Origin of the sequence: Dactylosporangium sp. NPDC006015 (assembly GCF_040614215.1) — a bacterium.
In the GTDB taxonomy this organism is placed as follows: Bacteria; Actinomycetota; Actinomycetes; order Mycobacteriales; family Micromonosporaceae; genus Dactylosporangium; species Dactylosporangium maewongense.
Genome location: NZ_JBEXUD010000030.1, coordinates 33115 through 52110, shown reverse-complemented (window position 1 = coordinate 52110; position 18996 = coordinate 33115). Strand labels below are relative to the sequence as shown.

Below are 18996 nucleotides of genomic sequence, written 5' to 3'. Positions count from 1 at the left end.
CGTCGGCGTGGCGGCAGGTGGACCCGGTGACGGGCAGGTGGTCAGGCGCCGGTCAGGGCCAGGTCGGCGCCGGCGCGGATGCCGGGGCCGGCGACGGTGGTCAGGTGGCCGTCGGCGTCGGCGTGCACGACGCGGGCGCTGGCGTGGTAGCGGATGTTGAGGTTCTCCGCGAAGTGCCGGCCGTTGAGCAGGCCGCCGGCGGCCATGACGGTGGCGATGTCCAGGGCCCAGTACCGGTGGCCCTGGTGCCCGTCGCGGTAGTGGACGGCGACCTCGCCGGACAGGTAGGCGTCGTAGACGACGCGGACGCCGAGGTCCATGTGCAGCGCGACCAGCTCGTCGCCCGCGGCACCCGGCGGCAGGTCGACGCTCGCGGACTCGACGGTGCCGGTGCCCCAGTCGTGGGTGTAGTCGAGGCCGGCGGCGCCGGCGGGGAACGTGATCGCGTAGCGGACCGGCGTCGTCGGGCTGACGCCGCCGACCGGCGACCACAGGTGCGTGGCGGTGCAGGTCAGGCGGGTGCCGGCGCCGGCCAGCGGGACGCTGACCGGCATGGAGCCGACGCCGGTGACGGAGGCGCTCTGCACGACCAGGGTCGTGGCGACCGGTGACCAGTCGTGCGAGCGGTGCAGGAACCCGTCGAGCTGCGCCAGATCGGGCCGCTCGCCGAGGCACGCCGTGACGGCCTCCGTGAGCGCCTCGCCGGACAGGCCGAAGAGCTCCGTCTCCTCGGCGGTGACCGGATGGTGGTCGGCGCCGGTCGCGTTGACGCTGGACGAGGCGTAGCAGAGCCCCGCGATGATCGACAGCTCGATGCCCATGACCGCCCCCTGAGTTGTAACGCCGCTGTTACGAAGCGTCCCACCCGTGCCGGAGGCCAAGGTCACGAATGCTGAAACCGCACCGAAGAGGAGCGCAGCGAGGCCTGGCGCGGTGCGGAGCGGACCTGCAGCGTCGCGCTGAACGCCTCGTCGTCGAGGCTGCGCTTGGACGACGCCGCCAGGTCGGCGGCCGCGGCGGCCTCCCGCTCGAGCGTCGAGGCCTGCTGGTACGCGCGGAACAGCCGGTCCCGGATGATCCGGCGCATCCGCAGCTGCTGCGCGAACGGGTGCTCCGTCGGGTCCCAGCCGTTGCGGTGCATGAGGGCGTCGGCGAGGTGCGCGGCGGACAGCTCGCCCCGCTGGTGCGCCGCGTTGACCATGCGGACCATGTGCTGCCGCCGGGTGTCCGGGTCGTCCTCGGTGAGCGGGAACGCCTGCGCCCGCTCCAGCCGCCGGACCCCCTTCTCGGCCTCCTCGTACGCCCGCCACGCCGCCTCCTGCGTGCGCTGCGCGGCCTCCCACTCCTCCCGCCGGCGCCCGGCCATCACCGAGGTCCGGGACGCCGCGACGGCGACCTCATCGCTGTACCGCTGCAGCTCCTGAAGCTCGGCGTTCTTGCGCTCCATGGCGAGCTGCCGCTCCCGGGCGGCCTCCGGGTCCCGGATCGCCTTGCGCAGCCGGGCCCACCAGGACGGCCGCCCGGACCGCCCGGCCCTGGCCTCCTGGCGCTTGGACAGCAGGGTCAGAACGACGAACGTGACGAAGACGGCGGCGAGCAGCGCGGCCCAGATCGCGAGCGCTTCACGCATCCCGTGGGCAAGGTCCTGCAGAGCGGCGTCCATGAATGCACCTCGAGGGGGGATCGAGCGGCGAGAAGGGGACGTCTCAAACCCAGGCGCGAGGCGGCGCCCGCCCAGCGACAGCCCCCACGGCGAACGCGTCGAGAACCACCGCGACGACAGCAGATGTACCAGTAGCCGGCGCGACCCCGGCCGGAAATTCAGGCGCCGAGCTGATGACTGCGGGCAGCGCCGCAGACGATGCACGCACGGCGTTCCCCGAGGCGACCCGCACGGCCCCCGCAACGGGCGGCGCCCCCCGATCCACAGTGGACGCCGGCAGCGCGGGCGTGAACCCCGCGCCCAGAATCACCGCACACAACGCCAACGCCAACCGCCGCACGCCACGCCGCAGGCGGCTCGCAGGCGCAACGACGTACATGACTCAAACATGCCCTGCGAAGATGAAGGTCGCAACATGGGAACGCGCACCGTGACCTGTCCCACGCGCCGGTCCACGCCGCCACCCGTACACCACCCGACAGACGAAACGGAGCCCCGACGACACAAACGTCGCCCCCGAACCGGTCTTGTGGGGGTGTTGGGCGGGGCAAAGCTCCCCCACCGGGGAGCACCGGCAAAGCCGGTACGCGGGAAATCATCAAGCGCTGATGCAAAAACGTCGCCCCCGAACCGATCTTGTGGGGGTGTTGGGCGGGGCAAGCTCCCCCACCGGGGAGCACCGGCAAAGCCGGTACGCGGGAAATCATCAAGCGCTGATGCAAAACGTCGCCCCCGAACCGATCTTGTGGGGGTGTTGGGTGGAGCGAAGCTCCCCCACTGGGGAGCACCGGCTTCGCCGGTGCGCGGGGAATGACGACATCACCAACGCGAAACGGCGGACCCGCCGTGAGCAGGGTCCGCCGATTGATGGAGTGGAGACGAGGGGACTCGAACCCCTGACCCCCACACTGCCAGTGTGGTGCGCTACCAGCTGCGCCACGTCCCCATCTTCGTGCCCCGGTCTTGCGGGCACTCACGGAATAGTACACAACCTTGGAGGGGGTCTCACACCGGGTATCTAGTTCTGCGTCGGGTCGGCCGGGTAGTGGGCGACGGCGGCCATGAGCCCGCCCTGGCGGCGCAGGACCATGTGCCAGAGGTCGTCCGGGCGGGGGGCGAAGGCGTCGCTGGGGAGGGCGTCGAAGACGAACCAGGAGCCGCTCTCGATCTCGCGCTCCAGCTGCCCCGGGGACCAGCCCGCGTAGCCGGCGAAGACGCGGACGCCGACGACGCCGGCGACGAGAAGGTCGGGGTCGCCGGAGAGGTCGACGGTGCCGACGGCGCCCGAGACGCGGTTGAAGCCGGCCAGGTCCTCGACGCCGGGGCGGGTGCGGGCGAGGCAGATCGCGGCCTCGGGCTGCACGGGGCCGCCCTCGAAGACGACGGGTGGCTCGCCGGCCAGGGCGCCCCAGCCGCCGAGGACGTCGGCGACCTGGACCTCGGTGGCACGGTTGAGGACGACGCCGAGGGCGCCGCCTTCCTCGTGGGCGACGACGAGGACGACGGTGCGTTCGAAGTTGGGGTCGCGGAGCGCGGGCGTCGCCACCAGCAGCCGGCCGGTCAACGACTCCATCGCCCTCCCTCGACGCTGTTTCGACGTGCCCCGCCCGCCGGAGCTCCCCCTCCGGGGTGATCCCCTACCGGTCGGCGCTCCGAACATCCCACCGGCCTGGTCAGCACCACCCGAAGAACCGGACGAACCGGAGTCGCCGGACGAGTCTGACGGACGGAACTGTTCCATCCCACCGAGATCCCCGTATGAAGACATCAGCTCCACCAGCAGACATGACGGGCCGCGCGGTTGAGGACGAGCCGGGGTGCGAGCGTCATGTCTCGCACATTAGCCTGACCCGCCGCTCGCGGTTAGGGTCTGTTGCGTGACCTCACTCGCGGACGTTGCCGTCATCGGTGGTTCAGGGCTGTATGCGCTGCTCGACGACGCCGAGGAACATGTGCTCGACACGCCGTTCGGCGCGCCGTCGGATCCGGTCACGGTGGCGACGGTCGGCGGGCGGCGCACGGCGTTCCTGCCCCGGCACGGCAAGGACCACCGGTTCCCGCCGCACAGGATTCCCTACCGGGCGAACCTGTGGGCGCTGCGGGAGATCGGGGTGCGGCAGGTCCTGGCCCCGTGCGCGGTCGGCGGGCTGCGGCCTGAGCTGGGGCCGGGCACGTTCGTGGTGCCGGACCAGCTGATCGACAGGACGTCGGGGCGGGTGCAGACGTTCTACGACACGGGCGCAGTGCACGTGAACTTCGCCGATCCGTATTGCACCGACGGGCGGGCCGTCGTGAAGAAAGTTGCAGCGGAGCACGGGATCGACACGCACGACGGCACGATGGTGGTCGTCGAGGGGCCCCGGTTCTCCACCCGGGCGGAGTCGCGGTGGTACACCGCGATGGGCGGCGCTGTCGTGAACATGACCGGCCACCCGGAGGCCGTCCTGGCCCGGGAGCTGGCGCTGTGCTACACGTCGATCGCGCTCGTCACCGACCTCGACGCGGGGGTCGAGGGTGACCACGGGGTGACGATGGACGAGGTGTTCGCGGTGTTCGCGGCCAACACCGAGCGGCTGCGGAAGGTGCTGCTGGACGTGGTCCCGGCCCTGCCCGAGCTGCCCGACGACCCGTGCCAGCACGCGCTGGACGGCATGCCGGTCTAGCGGCCTGGCGGGCCGGCCTCCAAGGACCGACGGGCCGGTCTCACAGCCGGTCTCAAAGGCCGGTCTAGGGGAACCGCACCACGAAACGGCAGCCGTCGCCCTCGTTGGCGACGGCGACGTCGCCGTGGTGCGCCTCCACGAGGCCGCGGACGATGGCGAGGCCCAGCCCGCCGCCGGCCTCCCGGGTCGGGGTCCTGGCCGCGGTACCGCGGAAGGCCACATCGAACACGCGCGGCAGATCCGACTCGGGGATGCCGCCGCACGTGTCACTGACGGCGAGCCAGCCGCCCTTCGTGTCCTGGCCGCCGGTCACGGCCACGGTGCCGTCGGGCGGCGTGTACCGGATGGCGTTGCGGATGAGGTTGTCGACCACGCGGGACAGCTCCGGGACGGACCCCTGGATGGTCGGCCACCCGTTCGACGACGCGGTGAGATGGATGCCGGCTGCCGCCGCGAGCGGCGTCGCGGTGGCGATCGCGTCGGAGACCACGTCGCCGAGGGGCACCTCGGACAGGGTCAGCTGCAGCGCGCCGGCGTTGATCCGGGACAGCTCGAAGAGGTCGTCGACGAGCGCGGCCATCCGGTCGGTCTCGGCGCTGATGCGACGGTGGTAGTCGGCGACGGTCGACGGGTCGGAGACGACGCCGTCCTCCAGGGCCTCGGCCATGGCGCGCAGCCCCGCGAGGGGCGTCCGCAGGTCGTGCGAGACCCAGGCGACCAGCTCGCGGCGCCGGGCCTCGGCCGCCCGCTCCCGCTCCCGCGCCTCGGCGGCCCACATGCTGGCCCTGGCGAGCCGCCCGCCGGCCCAGAGCCCGGCGGCGAGGCTGACGGTGGCGGCGGTGCCGACGACGATGAGCAGCACGTGCAGGTCGTGGTCGGAGATGAACATCTCCATGGAGGCGCCGACGATCCCGGCGAGCACGCTCAGGACGGTGACGAGCAGCAGCACCACGATGTGCGCGGTCACGGAGCGGCCCCGCAGCGGCCCGCGCAGGACGAGCAGCCCGGCGACGGCGACGGCCAGCGAGCAGCCGAGGGCCATCAGGAACGTGAGGAGGACGTCACGCATATTCGTACCGGTAACCGACGCCCCACACGGTGAGGATGCGCCGCGGCTCGGCCGGGTCGTCCTCGACCTTCTCCCGGAGGCGTCGCATGTGGACGGTGACGGTGGACTGGTCGCCGAAGGTCCAGCCCCACACCTGCTGGAGCAGCTCGGCGCGGCGCAGGACCCGGCCGGGGTTGCGCATCAGGAACACCAGCAGGTCGAATTCGCGCACGGTCAGCGCCAGCGCCTCGCCGCGCAGCGTGGCGGTCCGCCGCTCGGCGTCGACGCGCAGCTCCCCGTCGACGAGCGTCTCCTCGACCGGGGCCGGGACGGCCCGGCGCAGCACCGACTGGACCCGCAGGACCAGCTCGCGGGGTGAGAACGGCTTGGTGACGTAGTCGTCGGCGCCCAGCTCGAGGCCGAGGACGCGGTCGGACTCCTCGCCGAGGGCGGTCAGCATGATGACCGGCAGCGTGCGGTCCTGCGCGCGCAAGCGCCGGCAGACCTCGAGCCCGTCGATGCCGGGCAGCATGAGGTCGAGCACGACGAGGTCCGGTCGTTCGGCGTCGTACGAGTCGAGCGCCTGCCGGCCGTCACCGGCGAGCGCGACGGTGAACCCTTCGCGTTCCAGGTATCGCCGCACCACGTCGCTGACGGTCGGGTCGTCGTCGACGACCAGCACACGTTGCCCCATCACCCGAGCCTAGAGCGCCCGGAAGCGCCTTCGGAATCACCGGGCGAGCCGTAAGCGAACCGTCAGGTCTCGCCGCCCAGGTCGGTCTCGTACGCCTCATGCAGCAGGTCGGCGCCGCGCTGCCGGTGCTGCCACACCTCCCGGATCAGCCGGGCCGCGTCCTCGCAGACCACCTCCGGGCGGACGCCGCCCGCACCGAGGTGCCCTTCCAGGTCGTCCAGGGCCTCCCAGACGGTCTCGTGCTCGTCGACCAGACCGTAGAGTCCCCGCGCAAGCCGGGGCGCGTCGCCGAGGACACCCGCGTAGAGCCCGGACGGGCCCTCGGTCTCCCGGACGTGGGCGGCGAACGCCGCCTTGAGCTGAGCGACGGCCTGACTGACCGCCGGGCGCCAGGCCGGGTCACCGGCCGGCGTCTGTATCGCGTGCTCCACCCGTTGTATGCCACCGAGCAGTTCCATGGGACGCACCTCCGCCGCGGCTACGTCAGTCCCTCCATGGTGTGACCTGGAGCACAATTTGTCCAGGCTAAAGCGTCGAAATCTCCTCATTCACCCCGGCCGAGGCGCCGGCCATCCGGTGCAGCCACGTGGAGACCACCGCCAGATCCGCCTCACTGAACCCGGCCGAGAGGCGGGCCTCGACGGCCTGCACGGTCGGCAGCGCGGCCTCCAGCCGCTCCAGCCCGAGTGGGGTCAGCATGATCTGCTGCGAGCGCCGGTCGGTGGGGTGCTGGCGCCGCTCGACCAGGCCCGCGCGCTCCAGGCCGCCGAGCATCTCGTTGGCCGACTGGCGGGCGGTGGACACCTTGCGGGCGACGTCGGCGACCGACATGCCCGGCGACTCCCGCAGCAGGAGCAGCGAGGCGAACTGCGCGACCGAGAGGTCGTGCTCGACGAGCGCCTCGGCGACCACGCCGCGCAGGCTCAGCCACGCGTGCCGGACGAGAAACGTGGAGCAGGCTTCGTCGGTACTCACGGGACCATTGTGCGCCGCGCCAGTATTGACAGGAACCTGACGTTATTGCCACAGTGAAGCCATGACCGTCAGGGACCTGTCAATAAAGCTACCCCAGCAGCGTCGCGTGCTGTCGGTGCTCGTCTTCGCCGCGGTGCTGATCTGGATCGACACGACCATCCTCGGCATCGCCCTCGAACGCATCGCCGACCCGCGGACCGGTCTCGGCGCGACCCCCGGCGAGCTGCAGTGGGCCGTCGGCTCGTATGCGCTGCTCTTCGCCACCGCGCTGTTCGCCGCCGGCGCGCTCGGCGACCGCTACGGGCACCGCACGATCCTCGCCGCCGGCCTGGCGATCTTCGGGGCCGCCTCGGTCTGGGCCGCCTGGGCGGGCGACGCGACCGGCCTGATCCTGGCCCGCGGCCTGATGGGGCTCGGCGGGGCGATGATGATGCCGACCTCGATGGCGATCATCGGCGCGACGTTCCCGGCCGAGCGGCGCGCCGGCGCGATCGCGGCCTGGTCGGCGTCCAGCGGCGTCGGCGTCGCGCTCGGCCCGCTGCTCGGCGGCGTGCTCGTCGACCACTTCTGGTGGGGGTCGGTGTTCCTGGTCAACCTGCCCGTCGTCGCCATCGCCCTCACCGGCGTCCTGCTGGTCGTGCCCAACCCGAAGCTCGTGCAGCGGCGCCGCCCCGACCCGCTCGGTCTGGTGCTGTCCACCGGTGGCCTGGCGCTGCTGGCGTACGGGCTGATCGAGGCCGGCCAGAACACCGACTGGACCCGCTGGCAGGTGTGGGCGACCACGCTCGCCGGTCTCGTGGTGCTCGCGCTGTTCACGGTCGTGGAGTGGCGCTCGGCGGAGCCGTCGTTCGACCCGCGCCTGTTCCGCAACGGCCGCTTCAGCGCCGGCAACGTCGCCCTCGCCACGCTGTTCTTCGGCATCACCGGCCAGATGTTCTACGGCAACTTCTACCTGCAGGGCGCCCGCGGCATGTCGGCCCTGGAGACCGGCCTGGCGTTCCTGCCGGGCGCGATCGGGGTCGCCGCCGGCTCCGGCATCGGCGCGCGGCTGGCGAAGCGCTTCGGCGTCGGCCCCGTCAGCGGCGTGTCGCTGCTGGTGGTGGCCGCGAGCTTCCTGGCCAACCTCACGTTCGACCTGGACACGCCACTGCTGTGGTTCTGCGCCGTCGGGTTCGTCAGCGGGATCGCGATGGGCATGGCCATCGCGCCGACCGTCGCCGCCGTCATCGCGGTGCTGCCGCTGGACCGCATGGGCGCCGGCTCGGCGGTCAACAACACCGTCCGGCAGGTCGGCAGCGTCCTGGGCATCGCGCTGCTCGGCACGATCCTCGCGAGCACCTACCGGGACCGGATCGCGCCCGCCCTCGCCGGCCTGCCGCCGTCCGCCCGCGACGCCGCCGCACCGTCTGCCGAGCACACCCGCGCGGTCGCGGAGCAGCTGCACCGGGCCGACCTGGCCGCCGCGGCCGACGGCGCGTTCGTGACCGCGATGCACGTCACGGCCGCCACCGGCGCTCTCGTCGCCTTCGCGGGTGGCGTACTGCTGCTGGCGGCGTTCCGCAGCAGGAAGTCCACTGTGGAAGATCAGCGGGTCTTGTCACCGACGGGTTGAGGCCCGACGATGACCACATGCCGGCAAACCGGGGGGTTGCGGCCGCACTTGTGCTGGCCGGGGGCTTGGCGATCGCATCGGCGGTCCTCACCGGATGGGGCCCGTGGCGGTTCGTCGCGCTGATCCCGCTCGAACGACCCTCCAGGGCGATCGCGGTGCTGGTCACCGGGGTCGCCCTGGTCGCTACCGGCCTCCTGCGTTCTTTCCTGCCGGCTTCTTTGGCTTCGTTGCCTTGGTTGGCTTCGTTGCCTTGGTTGGCTTCGTTGGCCTGGTTGGCTTCGTTGGCCTGGTTGGCTTCGTTGGCTTTGTTGATGGGCGTCGTGATCGCCGGCTTGGACGCGGGGCCGGCCACGGTCGCCGAGTCGGGCGACGGCCGGTTCACGCTGGTGGCGTACGACCGCGACCACCGCCACTACGTCTTACGCACCACCGGCCCGTTCGGCCGCGAGGGCCGCACCGACGTGGCATGCACCGCTCCCGGCGGCGTCCAGGTGCGGGCCGTGCGGTTCTCCGACGGGCGGCAGGTCGCGTTCGACACCTCCGACGGCCTCACCTGGCAGGTCGGCTTCTCCCCCGGCAGCCTCCGGCCGACCAGGATCCTGGACTGGTGCACCCGATGATGCCCCACTGGGGCACTGGCCTCGCGCGCCGCTGGGGTGCCATCGCCCTCACCGTCCTCAGCGTCGCGACGCTCGTGACCGTCTCGGCGGGCCTGCTGACCGCGTCGGTCGCACCGTGGCGCTTCGTGCGGTTCATCCCCTTCGAACGCCCCGCCGGCTGGATCCCGGTGGCCGTGACCGCCGTCGCCGGACTCGTGGCGGCCGGATGGCTCGGCCTGCGCACCCCCGCCGTCAGGAGGGCCGTCACCGGCTTCGGCACGGTCGCGGTGCTCCTCACGGTGTGCGCCGGCGCCGCCGCCAACGTCGGCAGCGTCCTGGCCGGAGACCCGGCACAGGCCCCGGCGAAACTGGTCGCGGCGACCGGCGACGGCCTGGAGCTCGTCGCCCACCTGGCGGACCAGCGGCACTACCGGCTGCGCACCACCGGCCCGTTCGCCCGCGAGGGCACCACCGACGTCGCCTGCACCGCCCACCAGTCGGAGCAGGAACGCCCCGACGTCGAGGCCCCGCCGGACAACACCCACCCCCCGATGATGCCGGCGGTCCGGGTGGAGTCGGCCAGGTTCCCCGACCCCACGCACCTGGAGCTGACCACCACCGACGGCCGCACCTGGACGGTCCGCATCAACGGCGTCAACCCCGACCGCACTCTCGACTGGTGCGGCCGGCGCTCCGACGAACCCCGCTGACCCCTCGCCACGCCGGCATTATGATGGGTGGCACCACCGACAAGAAATTTGGTCGGTGGTGCTAGGCTGAGGGACAAGAACGCGGCGGCACCGGCCCGGCTCCCGTGCCATCACAACAGGCCCGGCGCACCCGTCGAACTCCGCGAAAGGCGAGCAGGGGGACAGGAACAGGAAGCGGCGCGCCGGGCGGTACGCGCGAAAGGCCGTCAGCAGGCCGTCGATGCTCTGACCTTGAGATCGCACGGGACCCGGATGAGCTCGTGGTGCTGTGGCGCGCCGTTGATCGCGGCGAGCAGCAGGCTGCCGGCGGTCCTGCCCATCTCGTGCAGCGGCAGCGCCACCGTGGTCAGCGGCGGGCGCTGGTGCACGGCCAGGGACCGGTCGTCGAAGCCGACGACCGCGACGTCGCCGGGGATCCGCAGGCCCCGCTCGTGGATCGCGGCGAGCGCGCCGGTGGCCAGGTCGTCGCTGGCGCAGAAGATCGCGTCCGGTGGCTGCGCCGCGGCGAGCATCGACTCGGCCAGGGCGAAGCCGTCCTCGGGCGACCACGACGGCGAGTGCCGCACGAGCGCCGGGTCGAGGGCGAGGCCGGCCTCCTGGACGGTGACGGTGAGCCCGTCGAGCCGGTCGCGGGTCGCGTCCCACGAGGCCGGCCCGTTGATGAACCCGATCCGCCGCCGGCCGATGTCGATCAGGTGCCGGGCGGCGAGGGCCGCGCCGCCGCGGTCGTCGGGCAGCACGCTCGGCACGGGCTCGGAGGTGCCGTACTCGTACAGGAACACGTACGGCGTGCCGGACAGCGGCAGGGCCGGGCCTGGGCGCGGGCGGACCCGGTTGCCCGACATGATGATCAGCCCGTCGACCTGGCGGTCGATGAGCCGGCGCAGGTGCTTGCGCTCCTTCTCGGGGTCGCCGTAGCTGTTGGCGAGCAGCACAACCCGCACTGGCGGCTGCCGGTCCGCGAGGGCGTCCTGCCGACGCTGACCGTCGTCGACGACACGCTGGACGCCGCACCCGAGCGGGTGGCACTGATCGTCCAGGACGCCCGGGAGTACGCCGCGAAGTACCTGACCTGACAAACCCGAGGACTCCCGGTGGCGGCCGGGACATCACGGCGGCGGCGCGGCCTGAGCACCCGCGCCGCCGCCGCCATTTCTGCACATCAGCGGCCGCGAGGTCGCCCCGTGGCCCTTCTCCGGGACCACAGCAGCCAGCCCAGGCCCACGACGGCGATGGCGGCCGCGGCGGTGGTGAGGCGGAGCCAGACCGGCCACGGGCCGCGGTCGGGGTCGCCGCCCGGGGCGGCCCGCGCCGACGGCAGCAGCGCGGTGGCGGCCTGCAGGTCGTAGGTGGTGGAGCCGTCGGCGGTGGTCAGCGGGCGCAGGTCCGGTCCGCTGACCGTGCGGTGCTCGGTGGCGCCGCCCTGGGTGACCAGCGGCCGGTCCTGCGCCGCCCAGCCGACCAGCGCGATCTGCTCCTTCGTGACGATCGGCGCGGGCGGCGGGGTCCGGTCCGCCGGGCCGGTGGGCAGGAACGTGATCGTGCAGTCGAGCTTGCCCACGCCGGCGTTGTCGGCGACGGCGAGCCACCGGCCGTCCGGCGACCAGGCGGCCTGCCCGGCGATCAGCACGCCGAAGCCGACGGGGTCGAGTCCGGTGACGACCCCATCGTCGGTGAGGTCGAGGATGCGGATCGCGCGCCGCGGCTCGACCTCCGTGTCGGGGGTTCCCTGCACGGCGAGCCGCCGGCCGTCGGGCGAGAACGCGGCGGCCGTCGCCACCGTCGCGAGCCTGGTGGAGGTGCCGGTCGTGAGGTCGAGGACCGCCGATTCGGTGTCGCCCACGGTGTACGCGAGGCGGGTCCCGTCAGGTGACCAGGCCAGCGGCTGGACCGCCCCGGTGCCGGAGGTCGCGCTGGTGGCGGTCACGCCGGTGCGCAGGTCGACGACGGCGACGTCGGTGGCGGCGCCGCCGATGCTGCCGACCGCGACCCGCGTGCCGTCGGGGGCGAGCAGCGCCGGCGCGTCCTGCCAGGTGCCGAGCTCGACGGGGCCGCCGCGCCGCTCGGCCTCGTCGAGCCGGCGGTACGTGTGCCCGTCGGTGCTCAGCACGACCGTCTGCAGGGTGTGCAGCCAGCGCGGGCCGTTGCTGCCCTGCACGTACATGAGGAGCGCGGGACCGGGCGGCGCCTCGGACACCGGGGCGGTCAGCAGCGACAGGCCCGCGAGGCGGGTCGGCAGGACCGTCCCGTCGGTGGGCGCCGCCGGCTGCGCCAGCAGCCCCGGGCCGAGCGCCGCCGCGGCCAGTACACCCAGAACTCCGGCGGCACTGAGCAGCGGACGCCACCGGCCCGGCTTCGTCGTGGCCCGCGCCATCAGCACGGCGACGTCCGGGGGGTCGACGGGGACGGCGTCGGCGATGGAGCGGACGGCCGCGCCGACGCGGGCCTGCGGGTCAGACGACATCGAGGTCCTCCTTGATCGCGGTCAGCGCCCGGTGCAGCAGCGACTTGACCGTGCCCGGGCGGCAGCCGAGCGCGGCGGCGATCTGCGCCTCCGGCAGGTCGAGGTAGAACCGCATGAAGACGGCCGCCCGCTGCCGCGGCGAAAGCTTCCGCAGCGCGGCCCGGACGACCTGGGCGTCGGGTGTCGTCTCGGCGCTCAGCTCCCACGAAGCGGTGGCGTGGCGGCGCTCCAGCCGGCGGCGGCGCACCCACGATGTGCACCGCGACACCACCGCCCGGCGCAGGAACGGCACCGGCTCGCGGACCTGGTCGCCGCGGCGGAACCACTCGATGAACGCCTCCTGCGCGACGTCCTCGGCCGCGGCGAGGCTGCCCGTCGTCAGGTACGCCAGCCGGACGAGCGCCGGGTAGTGCACGGCGTACACCTCCCGGAAGGCCTCCTGGTCGAGGCCCTCCGGGGCGGGATCGTCAGTCACCACGGTCACATCGTGCAGGCGCACGAGGTGCCGGGTCGGTTCCGGCTACCTTCCCATGAGTTTTTCGACGTCGGCGAGCTCCGACGCGGCGAGCGGCCCGTGGGCGAGCGCGCCGGCGTTCTCCTCGACCTGCGCGACGGTGCGGCAGCCCGGGATCGGCACGGTCCGGCCGCTGTACGCCCACAGCCACGCGAGCGCACCCTGGGCGAGGGTCCGGCCGCCGGACGTAAGGACGTCACGGACGGCGTCGATCCTGTTCAGGAACTCCGCCGCCGGGCGCCCGTCGGTGAAGTAGGTCATCCACTCGGGGCTGAGCCCGCGGACGTCGTCCTCCGGCAGCTTCGACTCGGCGGTGTACCTGCCGCCGAGCAGACCCATCGCGAGCGGCCCGCGGATGATGACGCCGAGGTCGTGCTGGTCGGCGACGGGGATCACGCCGAAGGAGCCCCGCAGCACCGAGAGGTCCGCCTGGATCGTGGTGCAGTGGACGCCGGCCTCGGCGAACGCGGTCGCCCGCTCCGGGAAGTCGGTGCTCCACCCGTACGCGCGGACCAGGCCCTGCTCCACGAGCGCCTCGAGGGCCGGGATCAGGTCCAGCGCCTGCGGGATCGGCAGGCCGTTGATGTGCAGCTGGTACAGGTCGATGTAGTCCGTGCCGAGCCGCCGCAGCGATTCCCGGACGGCCCGCCCGACCCCCTCGGGCGTGCCGTCGTCGGGGCCGACCTGGCGGGTCTGCTCGTCGAACGTGCCGCCGAACTTCGTGGCGATGACCGCCTGGTCCCGTCTTCCTTGCAGGGCCGTGGCCAGGATCTTCTCGCTGTGCCCGGCGCCGTAGACGTTGGCGGTGTCGAAGAACGTGACGCCCAGGTCGAGCGCCCTGCGGATCGCCCGGATCGACTCGTCGTCGTCGACCTCGCCCCAGCCGAGCGGCTGGTCCCCGGCCCAGAAGGGCCCGCCGATCGCCCAGCAGCCGATCCCCAGCGCGCTGACCTCGATGCCGCTGCGGCCCAGTTTCCTCGTTTCCGTCATGGTCGTCAGGCTGCCAGCTGGAGCGCGCTCCAGGTCAACTCGTGCAGCTCCACGTGACCGCGACCGGCTCCGCTCAACTCGTGCAGCTCCAGGTGACCGCGACCGGCTCCGCGTTCATCGTGCTGCCCCGGCTGGACAGGTATCCGGCGACGACCGTCCCGTCGTCGCTGAGCGCCTCGACGGTCAGCATCGCCGTCTTCTCGTCGTACCTGGCCGGCAGCGGCAGCTTCTGCGTGGTGCCGTCGGGCGCGACGATCGTCTGCTCGCCGGCGATCCGGCCCTGGGCGTTGACCACCCACATCAGGCCGTCCGCCATGTCGAACCGGCCGGTGCGCAGGTTCCACCGCGGCGCACCGATGAACCGGCCGCCGCCGCGGGCCGGATCGTCGTGCCCGGCCCAGCCGACCACCCAGCCGTCCCGGATCACCTTGGCGCTGTACGTGGTCGCGGGCTTACCGTTGACCTGCGGCTGCGGCAGTTGCTGCACGGTGCCCGCCGGCGACCAGACGTAGCCCAGGTCCGCCTTCACCTCGCCGCCGACCAGGGCGCCGACCACGGTGCCGTCCTCGTCGATGCCGGTCGCCTTGCCGGTCATGCCCTTCGCCGGCGTCGCCAGCATCGTCGGCTGCGCGTCCGGCGACGCCCACATCGCCGCCCTGCCCTGGACCGACCCGACGATGACCTCCCGTTCGTTGATCGCGAACGCCTGGGCGTCAGTACCGGCGAGCTTGCTGAACTTCCCGTCCTTGTACACCCACGCCGTGGTCGTGTCGGCGGTGGTGAAGCTGGTGCCGACGAGCACGCCCTTGGAGGTGGCGTCGTACAGCGTCGGGTCGTCGCCCGGCATGGGCACCTTCCGCAGCTGCCGGTCCTCCCACACGACGGTCGACGGGTGCCCGCTCTCGTAGGTGCGGCCGACGATGTACCTGCCGGTCGGGTCGGACCCGCTGACGACCGCCTTCCCCTCCGCGAGCTTCTGCACCTCGCACCCTTTCGGACCGGTGCTCCGGCCCGGTTCCTGGTTGGGGCTCGCGCCCGTCACGGCCGGCTTGTCCGCTCCGCCGTCCGTCACCGCGGCCCATCCGGCGACCGCCACGATGACGGCCGTGGCGCCGGCGCCCGCGATCCGCACCCGCCGGTGGTGCCGGTCCCCGTCGGTCATCGCCCGCGCGACGTCCACCGTGGACGGTCCCATCGGCCTTCCACCGGCCAGCGGCCGCAGCAGCGCCGCACCGTCCTGTTCGTGCTCGTGCTCGTGCACCGTCATCGTCCTCTCCGCATCTCGGCCGGTTCGGCCTCCTCGACGTACCTGCGCAACGTCGCCAGCCCGCGGGCGGTCTGGCTCTTGACCGTGCCGGGCGAGCAGTCGAGCATCGCGGCGACCTCGTCCACCGGCAGGTCACACAGGAACCGCAGCACCAGCACCGCCCGCTGCCTGCGCGGCACCCGGGCGAGCGCGGCCCGCAGCACGACGGCCTCCTCGACCCGCTCCGCCGCCGCGCTCCGCGGGTCCGGCGCGTCGGGCGGCTCCGCCGTCAACCCGACCCGGAACCAGGTCCGCCGCCGCTCGTCGATGAACCCGCGGACGACCATCGTCCGCACGTACTGGTCCAGGTGCTCGACGTCCCTGATCCGCTGCCACTTGACGTACAGCTTGGTGATCGCCTGCTGCACGAGATCGTCGGCGCGGTGCTCGTCCCCGCACAGGATGTACGCCAGCCTGCGCAACGACGGCATGGCGCCCGTCACGTACTCGACGTACTCGCGCTTCGCCTCGGCCCGCATGCCCGCCCTCCCTGGTGTCGCGACTTCAACGCGTCCCAGCCCGCTCGCGGTTGCACGGTTTCCGCCAGAAGTTTCAGCGCCGCAGCCGGTAGTCCAGGTGGGTAACACCCCGACCCACGATGATCGTCGGCTCCTCGAACCTCGCGAGCTTTCCAGCGTGTACGAGCTCGCGGAGCACCCGGACACCACCGCCGAGCACCACCGGGACCAGGTTGATCCGCAGCCCGTCCAGCAGTCCCGCGTCGAGGCACTGGCTGGCGACCTGTCCCGGCCCGACCCCGACGATCCCGCCGCCAGCGACCGCGACGGCCTGCTCGACGGCGCGCCTGTACTGGCCGGCCCCGCTGTCTTGCACGCCGACGACGACCTTCTTGTCCACAAAAGGACGGTCTTCCGGCACGCGGCCTCCTGCGCTCGCGGGCCTCTGATGCGAGGACCTCTGACGGAAGACCTCTGACGTGAGGACCTCTGACGTGAGGACCTCTGACGCGAGGAGTTCTGGCTCGCGGGCTTCTGGTGCGCAGTCTTCTGGCGCGGGGACCCCCGGCTCGCGGGCTTCTGGTGGGTGGGCAACGTCGTCACGCTCGGGGGAACGGGTGCGGCCCTGACCGCCAAGCCCAGCCCCGCCGAACCAGGCCACGCCCAGCCACGCCGGCCCGGCCCTCGCCGCAACCGGACCGCATCAAGCCCAGCCCCCGCGCCAAACCAGACCACGCTCAGCCCAGCCCAGCCCAGCCCAGCTCAGCCGAGCCGCGTCGCGGTGGGGCGGACCATGCCGGGGGCGGGGCAGTTGGGGGGTCAGGCGGGACGGACGTCGAGGCCTAAGGCGACCGCGATCATCGCCGCCTGGTCGGTCGTGATGATGGCGTTGCGGAGCTCGGTGGTCAGGGGGTCGAGGCCGGACAGGTCGCTGCCGCGCAGGTCGCAGCGGGTGAGGTCGGCCTTCTGGAGGGCGGCGCCGGAGAGGTCGACGTCGCGGAAGGTGGCGCCCTCGCAGCGGGCGGCGGTCAGGTCGGCCTCGCGCATGCGGACGCCGGTGAACTCGGCGCTGCTGAGCTTCGCGGCGGGCAGGGCGACGAACGACCAATCGCCCTCCTCGACCTTCAGCAGCTCGAAGGTGCAGCGGTCGAAGGCGCTGCCGACCAGCTTGCAGCGGGTGAAGGTGGCGTCGAAGAAGTTGCAGCCGACGAACGTGCAGTTGAGGAAGGCGACGTCGGTCTGCATGGAACAGTTGAACCTGACGTTGGTGAACGTGCACTCGGTGAAGACCGACCGCTCGTTGGTCGCCTCGCACATGTCGACGTCGACGAACGCGACCCCGGAATGCTCCAGGCCGACGGCGTGGTGGTCGGTCCAGTCGTCGTCGTAGATCGTGGTGTGGGTCAGTGGTCGCCGCTCAGCCATGCCCCACCTTCTCACCCAGGTACGACAAAAAACGTCGTGAGGCGGCCGGCGTCGTACAGGTGGAAGGCCAGCGCGGGTGGCGCGGAGCGGTCCAGGCCGCCGTCGCCCTCCCACGGGAGGACCAGTGTCGATGCCACACCGGGGGCGGACAGCACGGGTACACCGGCGAAGACGCTGGCGGTGGCGCTGTGGACGTGCCCGCACAGCAGCGCGAGGACGTTGGGGTGCCGGGCGATGACCTCGGCGAGCCGGGCGGCCCCGAACTGGCGCACGCGGTCGGCGGCCGGATGGCCGATCTTCACCGGCGGGTGGTGGAAGCACACGAGGGACGGTGCGCCCTCCGCCAGGACGTCGTCGAGCCACGCCAGCGTCTCGTCCGCCAGCCAGCCGTCGTCACGCCCCGGGATCGACGAGTCGCACAGCGCGAACACCAGGTCGCCGACCCGCGCGATCTGGTCGACGGGCCCGGCGCCGGCGGCGGCCACGTAGCGGCGGAACTCGGGCCGCGAGTCGTGATTCCCGGGCGTCTGCAGCAGCGGTACGCCGAGCCGTCGCAGCACCGTCGCGGCCGAATACTCCGACGCCCGCCCGTGATCCGCCACGTCGCCCGTGACCAGCACGGCGTCGACGGGCCGGCGCAGGCGCTCCAGGTAGGACAGCACCCGCTCCGCCCGCTCGGCGCTGCGCCCGCCGTCACCGTCGTCGAAGTGGGTGTCGCTGACGTGCGCGATGAGGGTCACCGCCCGACGGTACGACCGCCGCCGACCCTCCTTCGAGATCCAATCGCACCGGTGCGGCCCACACCCGTGGTGCCCGCCGCCCGACGGGCCGGAGGTCGACGGATTCCTAGGTATCGTGGTTTGGGTGATCGAGCTGTTGTTCGAGCCGGGGGACCTGGCGCGGCTGCGGTTCGCGCGCTCGCCCATGCAGGAGCTCGTGAGCAGCGTGCGGGTCGCCGATCACGCCGAGCGGGTGCGGATGCATCAGCCGTGGGTCAGGTCGGTGCGAGGGGGCGTGTCGGCGCTGCGGCTGGAGCTGCTGCGGGCGGTGCTGGGCGATCCGCGGTACGTGCCGGAGTTCCTGGCGCCGGCGCCGGACCGGATGGACACCAGGTTCGGCGACGAGCTGGCGCGGGTGCGCAGCACGCCGGGTGAGGTGGTGCGGGCGCAGCTGGACCTGCTCGGCAGGCCGCTGCCTGAGGCGTTGCTGCCGTTGTACGAGGACCCGGAGCGCCATCTGGGGCGGCTGGCGGCGGAGATCCAGGCGTACTGGCAGGTCGCGATCGAGCCGGTCTGGTCGCGGCTGGCCGGGCTGCTCGACGCCGAGATCGGACACCGTGCGGATCAGCTGACGTCGGGCGGCATCGTACGGCTGCTGGGAAACCTGCATCCGGAGCTGGAGTACGCCGAGGACGCGCTACGGGTCCTCTGGCCGACGTGGCAGTCGCGGAGCCGGCTGGAGGGTGCGGGGCTGCTGCTGGTGCCGTGCGTGTTCGCGTGGCCGTCGCTGCTGGTCGACACCAGCCCGGAGTGCCCGGCGCTGATCTACAGCCCGCGCGGCGTGGGGCAGGTGTGGGAGGGCGCGGCCCGGGTGGCGGTGCCACCGGTCGCCGACCTGCTCGGGCGCAGCCGGGCGGCGCTGCTGGTGAAGCTCGACCTTCCGCTGTCCACCACGCAGGTCGCGCGGGATCTGGGGCTGAGCGCGGCGTCGGTCAGCGAGCACCTGTCGGTGCTGCGCCGGTCGGGGCTGGTCACGTCCAGGCGGTCGGGGCGGCAGGTCCTCTACCAGCGCACGGCGCTGGGCACCGACCTCCTGGGAGCCGCGACAACGGGTCGCGACGACAGGGCCGCGACGATTCGGTGACGACCGAATCGT

Annotated in this window: 22 protein-coding genes and 1 tRNA gene; 6 read left to right on the top strand and 17 right to left on the bottom strand. The window is 72.8% G+C overall.

The window, feature by feature from the left end; translation table 11 throughout:
* Positions 1-41: 41 nt before the first annotated feature.
* The 4 genes from ABZ321_RS38495 to ABZ321_RS38480 form a co-directional block, all read right to left on the bottom strand.
* The gene (locus ABZ321_RS38495; protein WP_354900500.1) at positions 42-821 is read right to left on the bottom strand and encodes a hypothetical protein; all 780 of its coding nucleotides are present in this window, start codon (positions 819-821) and stop codon (positions 42-44) included.
* A gap of 62 nt (positions 822-883) precedes the next feature.
* Entirely contained in the window at positions 884-1663 is a 780-nt protein-coding gene (locus tag ABZ321_RS38490; RefSeq protein WP_354900498.1) for a hypothetical protein, read from the bottom strand.
* 873 nt (positions 1664-2536) lie between these two features.
* Positions 2537-2609 (bottom strand) — tRNA-Ala (locus tag ABZ321_RS38485).
* A 72-nt stretch (positions 2610-2681) separates the two neighbouring features.
* Positions 2682-3236, bottom strand: coding sequence for a YqgE/AlgH family protein (locus ABZ321_RS38480; RefSeq protein WP_344501559.1), 555 nt, complete (start codon positions 3234-3236; stop codon positions 2682-2684).
* Between the two features lie 304 nt (positions 3237-3540).
* Here ABZ321_RS38480 and ABZ321_RS38475 point away from each other — a divergent pair, with 304 nt between their 5' ends.
* Positions 3541-4326: an S-methyl-5'-thioadenosine phosphorylase gene (locus ABZ321_RS38475; protein WP_354900496.1), complete on the top strand. Its 786-nt coding sequence runs from the start codon at positions 3541-3543 to the stop codon at positions 4324-4326.
* A 64-nt stretch (positions 4327-4390) separates the two neighbouring features.
* On the opposite strand, the gene ABZ321_RS38470 is transcribed toward ABZ321_RS38475, so the two are convergent.
* From ABZ321_RS38470 to ABZ321_RS38455, 4 genes are all read right to left on the bottom strand, one after another.
* Positions 4391-5395 carry a HAMP domain-containing sensor histidine kinase gene (locus tag ABZ321_RS38470; RefSeq protein WP_344501561.1) on the bottom strand — a complete coding sequence of 335 codons (1005 nt, stop codon included), beginning with the start codon at positions 5393-5395 and terminating at the stop codon, positions 4391-4393.
* Positions 5388-6068, bottom strand: a complete 681-nt coding sequence (locus tag ABZ321_RS38465; RefSeq protein ID WP_344501562.1) for a response regulator transcription factor — start codon at positions 6066-6068, stop codon at positions 5388-5390. Before ABZ321_RS38465 ends, ABZ321_RS38470 begins: the two co-directional genes overlap by 8 nt.
* Before the next feature lie 62 nt (positions 6069-6130).
* Entirely contained in the window at positions 6131-6526 is a 396-nt protein-coding gene (locus tag ABZ321_RS38460; RefSeq protein WP_344501563.1) for a hypothetical protein, read from the bottom strand.
* Between the two features lie 67 nt (positions 6527-6593).
* Positions 6594-7043, bottom strand: a complete 450-nt coding sequence (locus tag ABZ321_RS38455) for a MarR family transcriptional regulator (RefSeq protein WP_344501564.1) — start codon at positions 7041-7043, stop codon at positions 6594-6596.
* Positions 7044-7104: 61 nt separating this feature from the next.
* On the opposite strand from ABZ321_RS38455, the gene ABZ321_RS38450 reads away from it, so the two are divergent.
* The 3 genes from ABZ321_RS38450 (at position 7105) to ABZ321_RS38440 (ending at position 9964) form a co-directional block, all read left to right on the top strand.
* Positions 7105-8655, top strand: a complete 1551-nt coding sequence (locus ABZ321_RS38450) for an MFS transporter (RefSeq protein WP_354900494.1) — start codon at positions 7105-7107, stop codon at positions 8653-8655.
* Between the two features lie 311 nt (positions 8656-8966).
* Complete coding sequence (locus tag ABZ321_RS38445) at positions 8967-9275, top strand: hypothetical protein (RefSeq protein ID WP_354900492.1); 309 nt, start codon at positions 8967-8969, stop codon at positions 9273-9275.
* Positions 9272-9964 (top strand): hypothetical protein, encoded by a 693-nt coding sequence (locus tag ABZ321_RS38440; protein WP_354900490.1) that lies wholly within the window; start codon positions 9272-9274, stop codon positions 9962-9964. The genes ABZ321_RS38445 and ABZ321_RS38440 overlap by 4 nt, the downstream gene beginning before the upstream one ends.
* A gap of 206 nt (positions 9965-10170) precedes the next feature.
* Here the strand turns inward: ABZ321_RS38440 and ABZ321_RS38435 are convergent, their stop codons facing one another.
* Positions 10171-10899, bottom strand: a complete 729-nt coding sequence (locus ABZ321_RS38435; protein WP_344501568.1) for a substrate-binding domain-containing protein — start codon at positions 10897-10899, stop codon at positions 10171-10173.
* Here ABZ321_RS38435 and ABZ321_RS38430 point away from each other — a divergent pair.
* Positions 10852-11040 (top strand): hypothetical protein, encoded by a 189-nt coding sequence (locus ABZ321_RS38430; protein WP_344501569.1) that lies wholly within the window; start codon positions 10852-10854, stop codon positions 11038-11040. The genes ABZ321_RS38435 and ABZ321_RS38430 overlap by 48 nt on opposite strands.
* Positions 11041-11126: 86 nt before the next feature.
* Here the strand turns inward: ABZ321_RS38430 and ABZ321_RS38425 are convergent, their stop codons facing one another.
* From ABZ321_RS38425 to ABZ321_RS38390, 8 genes are all read right to left on the bottom strand, one after another.
* Positions 11127-12428, bottom strand: coding sequence for a hypothetical protein (locus tag ABZ321_RS38425; RefSeq protein WP_354900487.1), 1302 nt, complete (start codon positions 12426-12428; stop codon positions 11127-11129).
* Complete coding sequence (locus ABZ321_RS38420) at positions 12418-12906, bottom strand: sigma-70 family RNA polymerase sigma factor (RefSeq protein ID WP_354900485.1); 489 nt, start codon at positions 12904-12906, stop codon at positions 12418-12420. Before ABZ321_RS38420 ends, ABZ321_RS38425 begins: the two co-directional genes overlap by 11 nt.
* A gap of 42 nt (positions 12907-12948) precedes the next feature.
* Positions 12949-13932 carry an aldo/keto reductase gene (locus ABZ321_RS38415; RefSeq protein WP_354900483.1) on the bottom strand — a complete coding sequence of 328 codons (984 nt, stop codon included), beginning with the start codon at positions 13930-13932 and terminating at the stop codon, positions 12949-12951.
* Positions 13933-14005: 73 nt separating this feature from the next.
* A complete protein-coding gene (locus ABZ321_RS38410) occupies positions 14006-15199 on the bottom strand; it encodes a hypothetical protein (protein WP_354900481.1) in 1194 nt (397 codons plus the stop codon).
* On the bottom strand, positions 15196-15717 hold the full coding sequence (locus ABZ321_RS38405; RefSeq protein WP_354900479.1) for a SigE family RNA polymerase sigma factor: 522 nt from the start codon (positions 15715-15717) through the stop codon (positions 15196-15198). Before ABZ321_RS38405 ends, ABZ321_RS38410 begins: the two co-directional genes overlap by 4 nt.
* 73 nt (positions 15718-15790) lie before the next feature.
* Complete coding sequence (locus ABZ321_RS38400) at positions 15791-16117, bottom strand: hypothetical protein (protein ID WP_354900478.1); 327 nt, start codon at positions 16115-16117, stop codon at positions 15791-15793.
* Between the two features lie 398 nt (positions 16118-16515).
* Positions 16516-17121: a pentapeptide repeat-containing protein gene (locus ABZ321_RS38395; protein WP_354900476.1), complete on the bottom strand. Its 606-nt coding sequence runs from the start codon at positions 17119-17121 to the stop codon at positions 16516-16518.
* Positions 17122-17132: 11 nt separating this feature from the next.
* On the bottom strand, positions 17133-17861 hold the full coding sequence (locus tag ABZ321_RS38390; protein ID WP_344501577.1) for a metallophosphoesterase: 729 nt from the start codon (positions 17859-17861) through the stop codon (positions 17133-17135).
* Positions 17862-17985: 124 nt separating this feature from the next.
* On the opposite strand from ABZ321_RS38390, the gene ABZ321_RS38385 reads away from it, so the two are divergent.
* Positions 17986-18984 carry a DUF5937 family protein gene (locus ABZ321_RS38385; protein ID WP_344501578.1) on the top strand — a complete coding sequence of 333 codons (999 nt, stop codon included), beginning with the start codon at positions 17986-17988 and terminating at the stop codon, positions 18982-18984.
* The last annotated feature ends 12 nt before the right edge of the window (positions 18985-18996 follow it).

Excerpts from the sequence above, each read along its gene's own strand:
- ABZ321_RS38445 (WP_354900492.1), top strand. The coding sequence starts at position 8,967 with ATGGGCGTCGTGATCGCCGGCTTGGACGCGGGGCCGGCCACGGTCGCC.
- ABZ321_RS38395 (WP_354900476.1), bottom strand. The coding sequence starts at position 17,121 with ATGGCTGAGCGGCGACCACTGACCCACACCACGATCTACGACGACGAC.
- ABZ321_RS38495 (WP_354900500.1), bottom strand. The coding sequence starts at position 821 with ATGGGCATCGAGCTGTCGATCATCGCGGGGCTCTGCTACGCCTCGTCC.
- ABZ321_RS38465 (WP_344501562.1), bottom strand. The coding sequence starts at position 6,068 with ATGGGGCAACGTGTGCTGGTCGTCGACGACGACCCGACCGTCAGCGAC.
- ABZ321_RS38480 (WP_344501559.1), bottom strand. The coding sequence starts at position 3,236 with ATGGAGTCGTTGACCGGCCGGCTGCTGGTGGCGACGCCCGCGCTCCGC.
- ABZ321_RS38410 (WP_354900481.1), bottom strand. The coding sequence starts at position 15,199 with ATGACGGTGCACGAGCACGAGCACGAACAGGACGGTGCGGCGCTGCTG.
- ABZ321_RS38490 (WP_354900498.1), bottom strand. The coding sequence starts at position 1,663 with ATGGACGCCGCTCTGCAGGACCTTGCCCACGGGATGCGTGAAGCGCTC.
- ABZ321_RS38440 (WP_354900490.1), top strand. The coding sequence starts at position 9,272 with ATGATGCCCCACTGGGGCACTGGCCTCGCGCGCCGCTGGGGTGCCATC.
- ABZ321_RS38415 (WP_354900483.1), bottom strand. The coding sequence starts at position 13,932 with ATGACGGAAACGAGGAAACTGGGCCGCAGCGGCATCGAGGTCAGCGCG.
- ABZ321_RS38405 (WP_354900479.1), bottom strand. The coding sequence starts at position 15,717 with ATGCGGGCCGAGGCGAAGCGCGAGTACGTCGAGTACGTGACGGGCGCC.
- ABZ321_RS38425 (WP_354900487.1), bottom strand. The coding sequence starts at position 12,428 with ATGTCGTCTGACCCGCAGGCCCGCGTCGGCGCGGCCGTCCGCTCCATC.
- ABZ321_RS38470 (WP_344501561.1), bottom strand. The coding sequence starts at position 5,395 with ATGCGTGACGTCCTCCTCACGTTCCTGATGGCCCTCGGCTGCTCGCTG.
- ABZ321_RS38460 (WP_344501563.1), bottom strand. The coding sequence starts at position 6,526 with ATGGAACTGCTCGGTGGCATACAACGGGTGGAGCACGCGATACAGACG.
- ABZ321_RS38450 (WP_354900494.1), top strand. The coding sequence starts at position 7,105 with ATGACCGTCAGGGACCTGTCAATAAAGCTACCCCAGCAGCGTCGCGTG.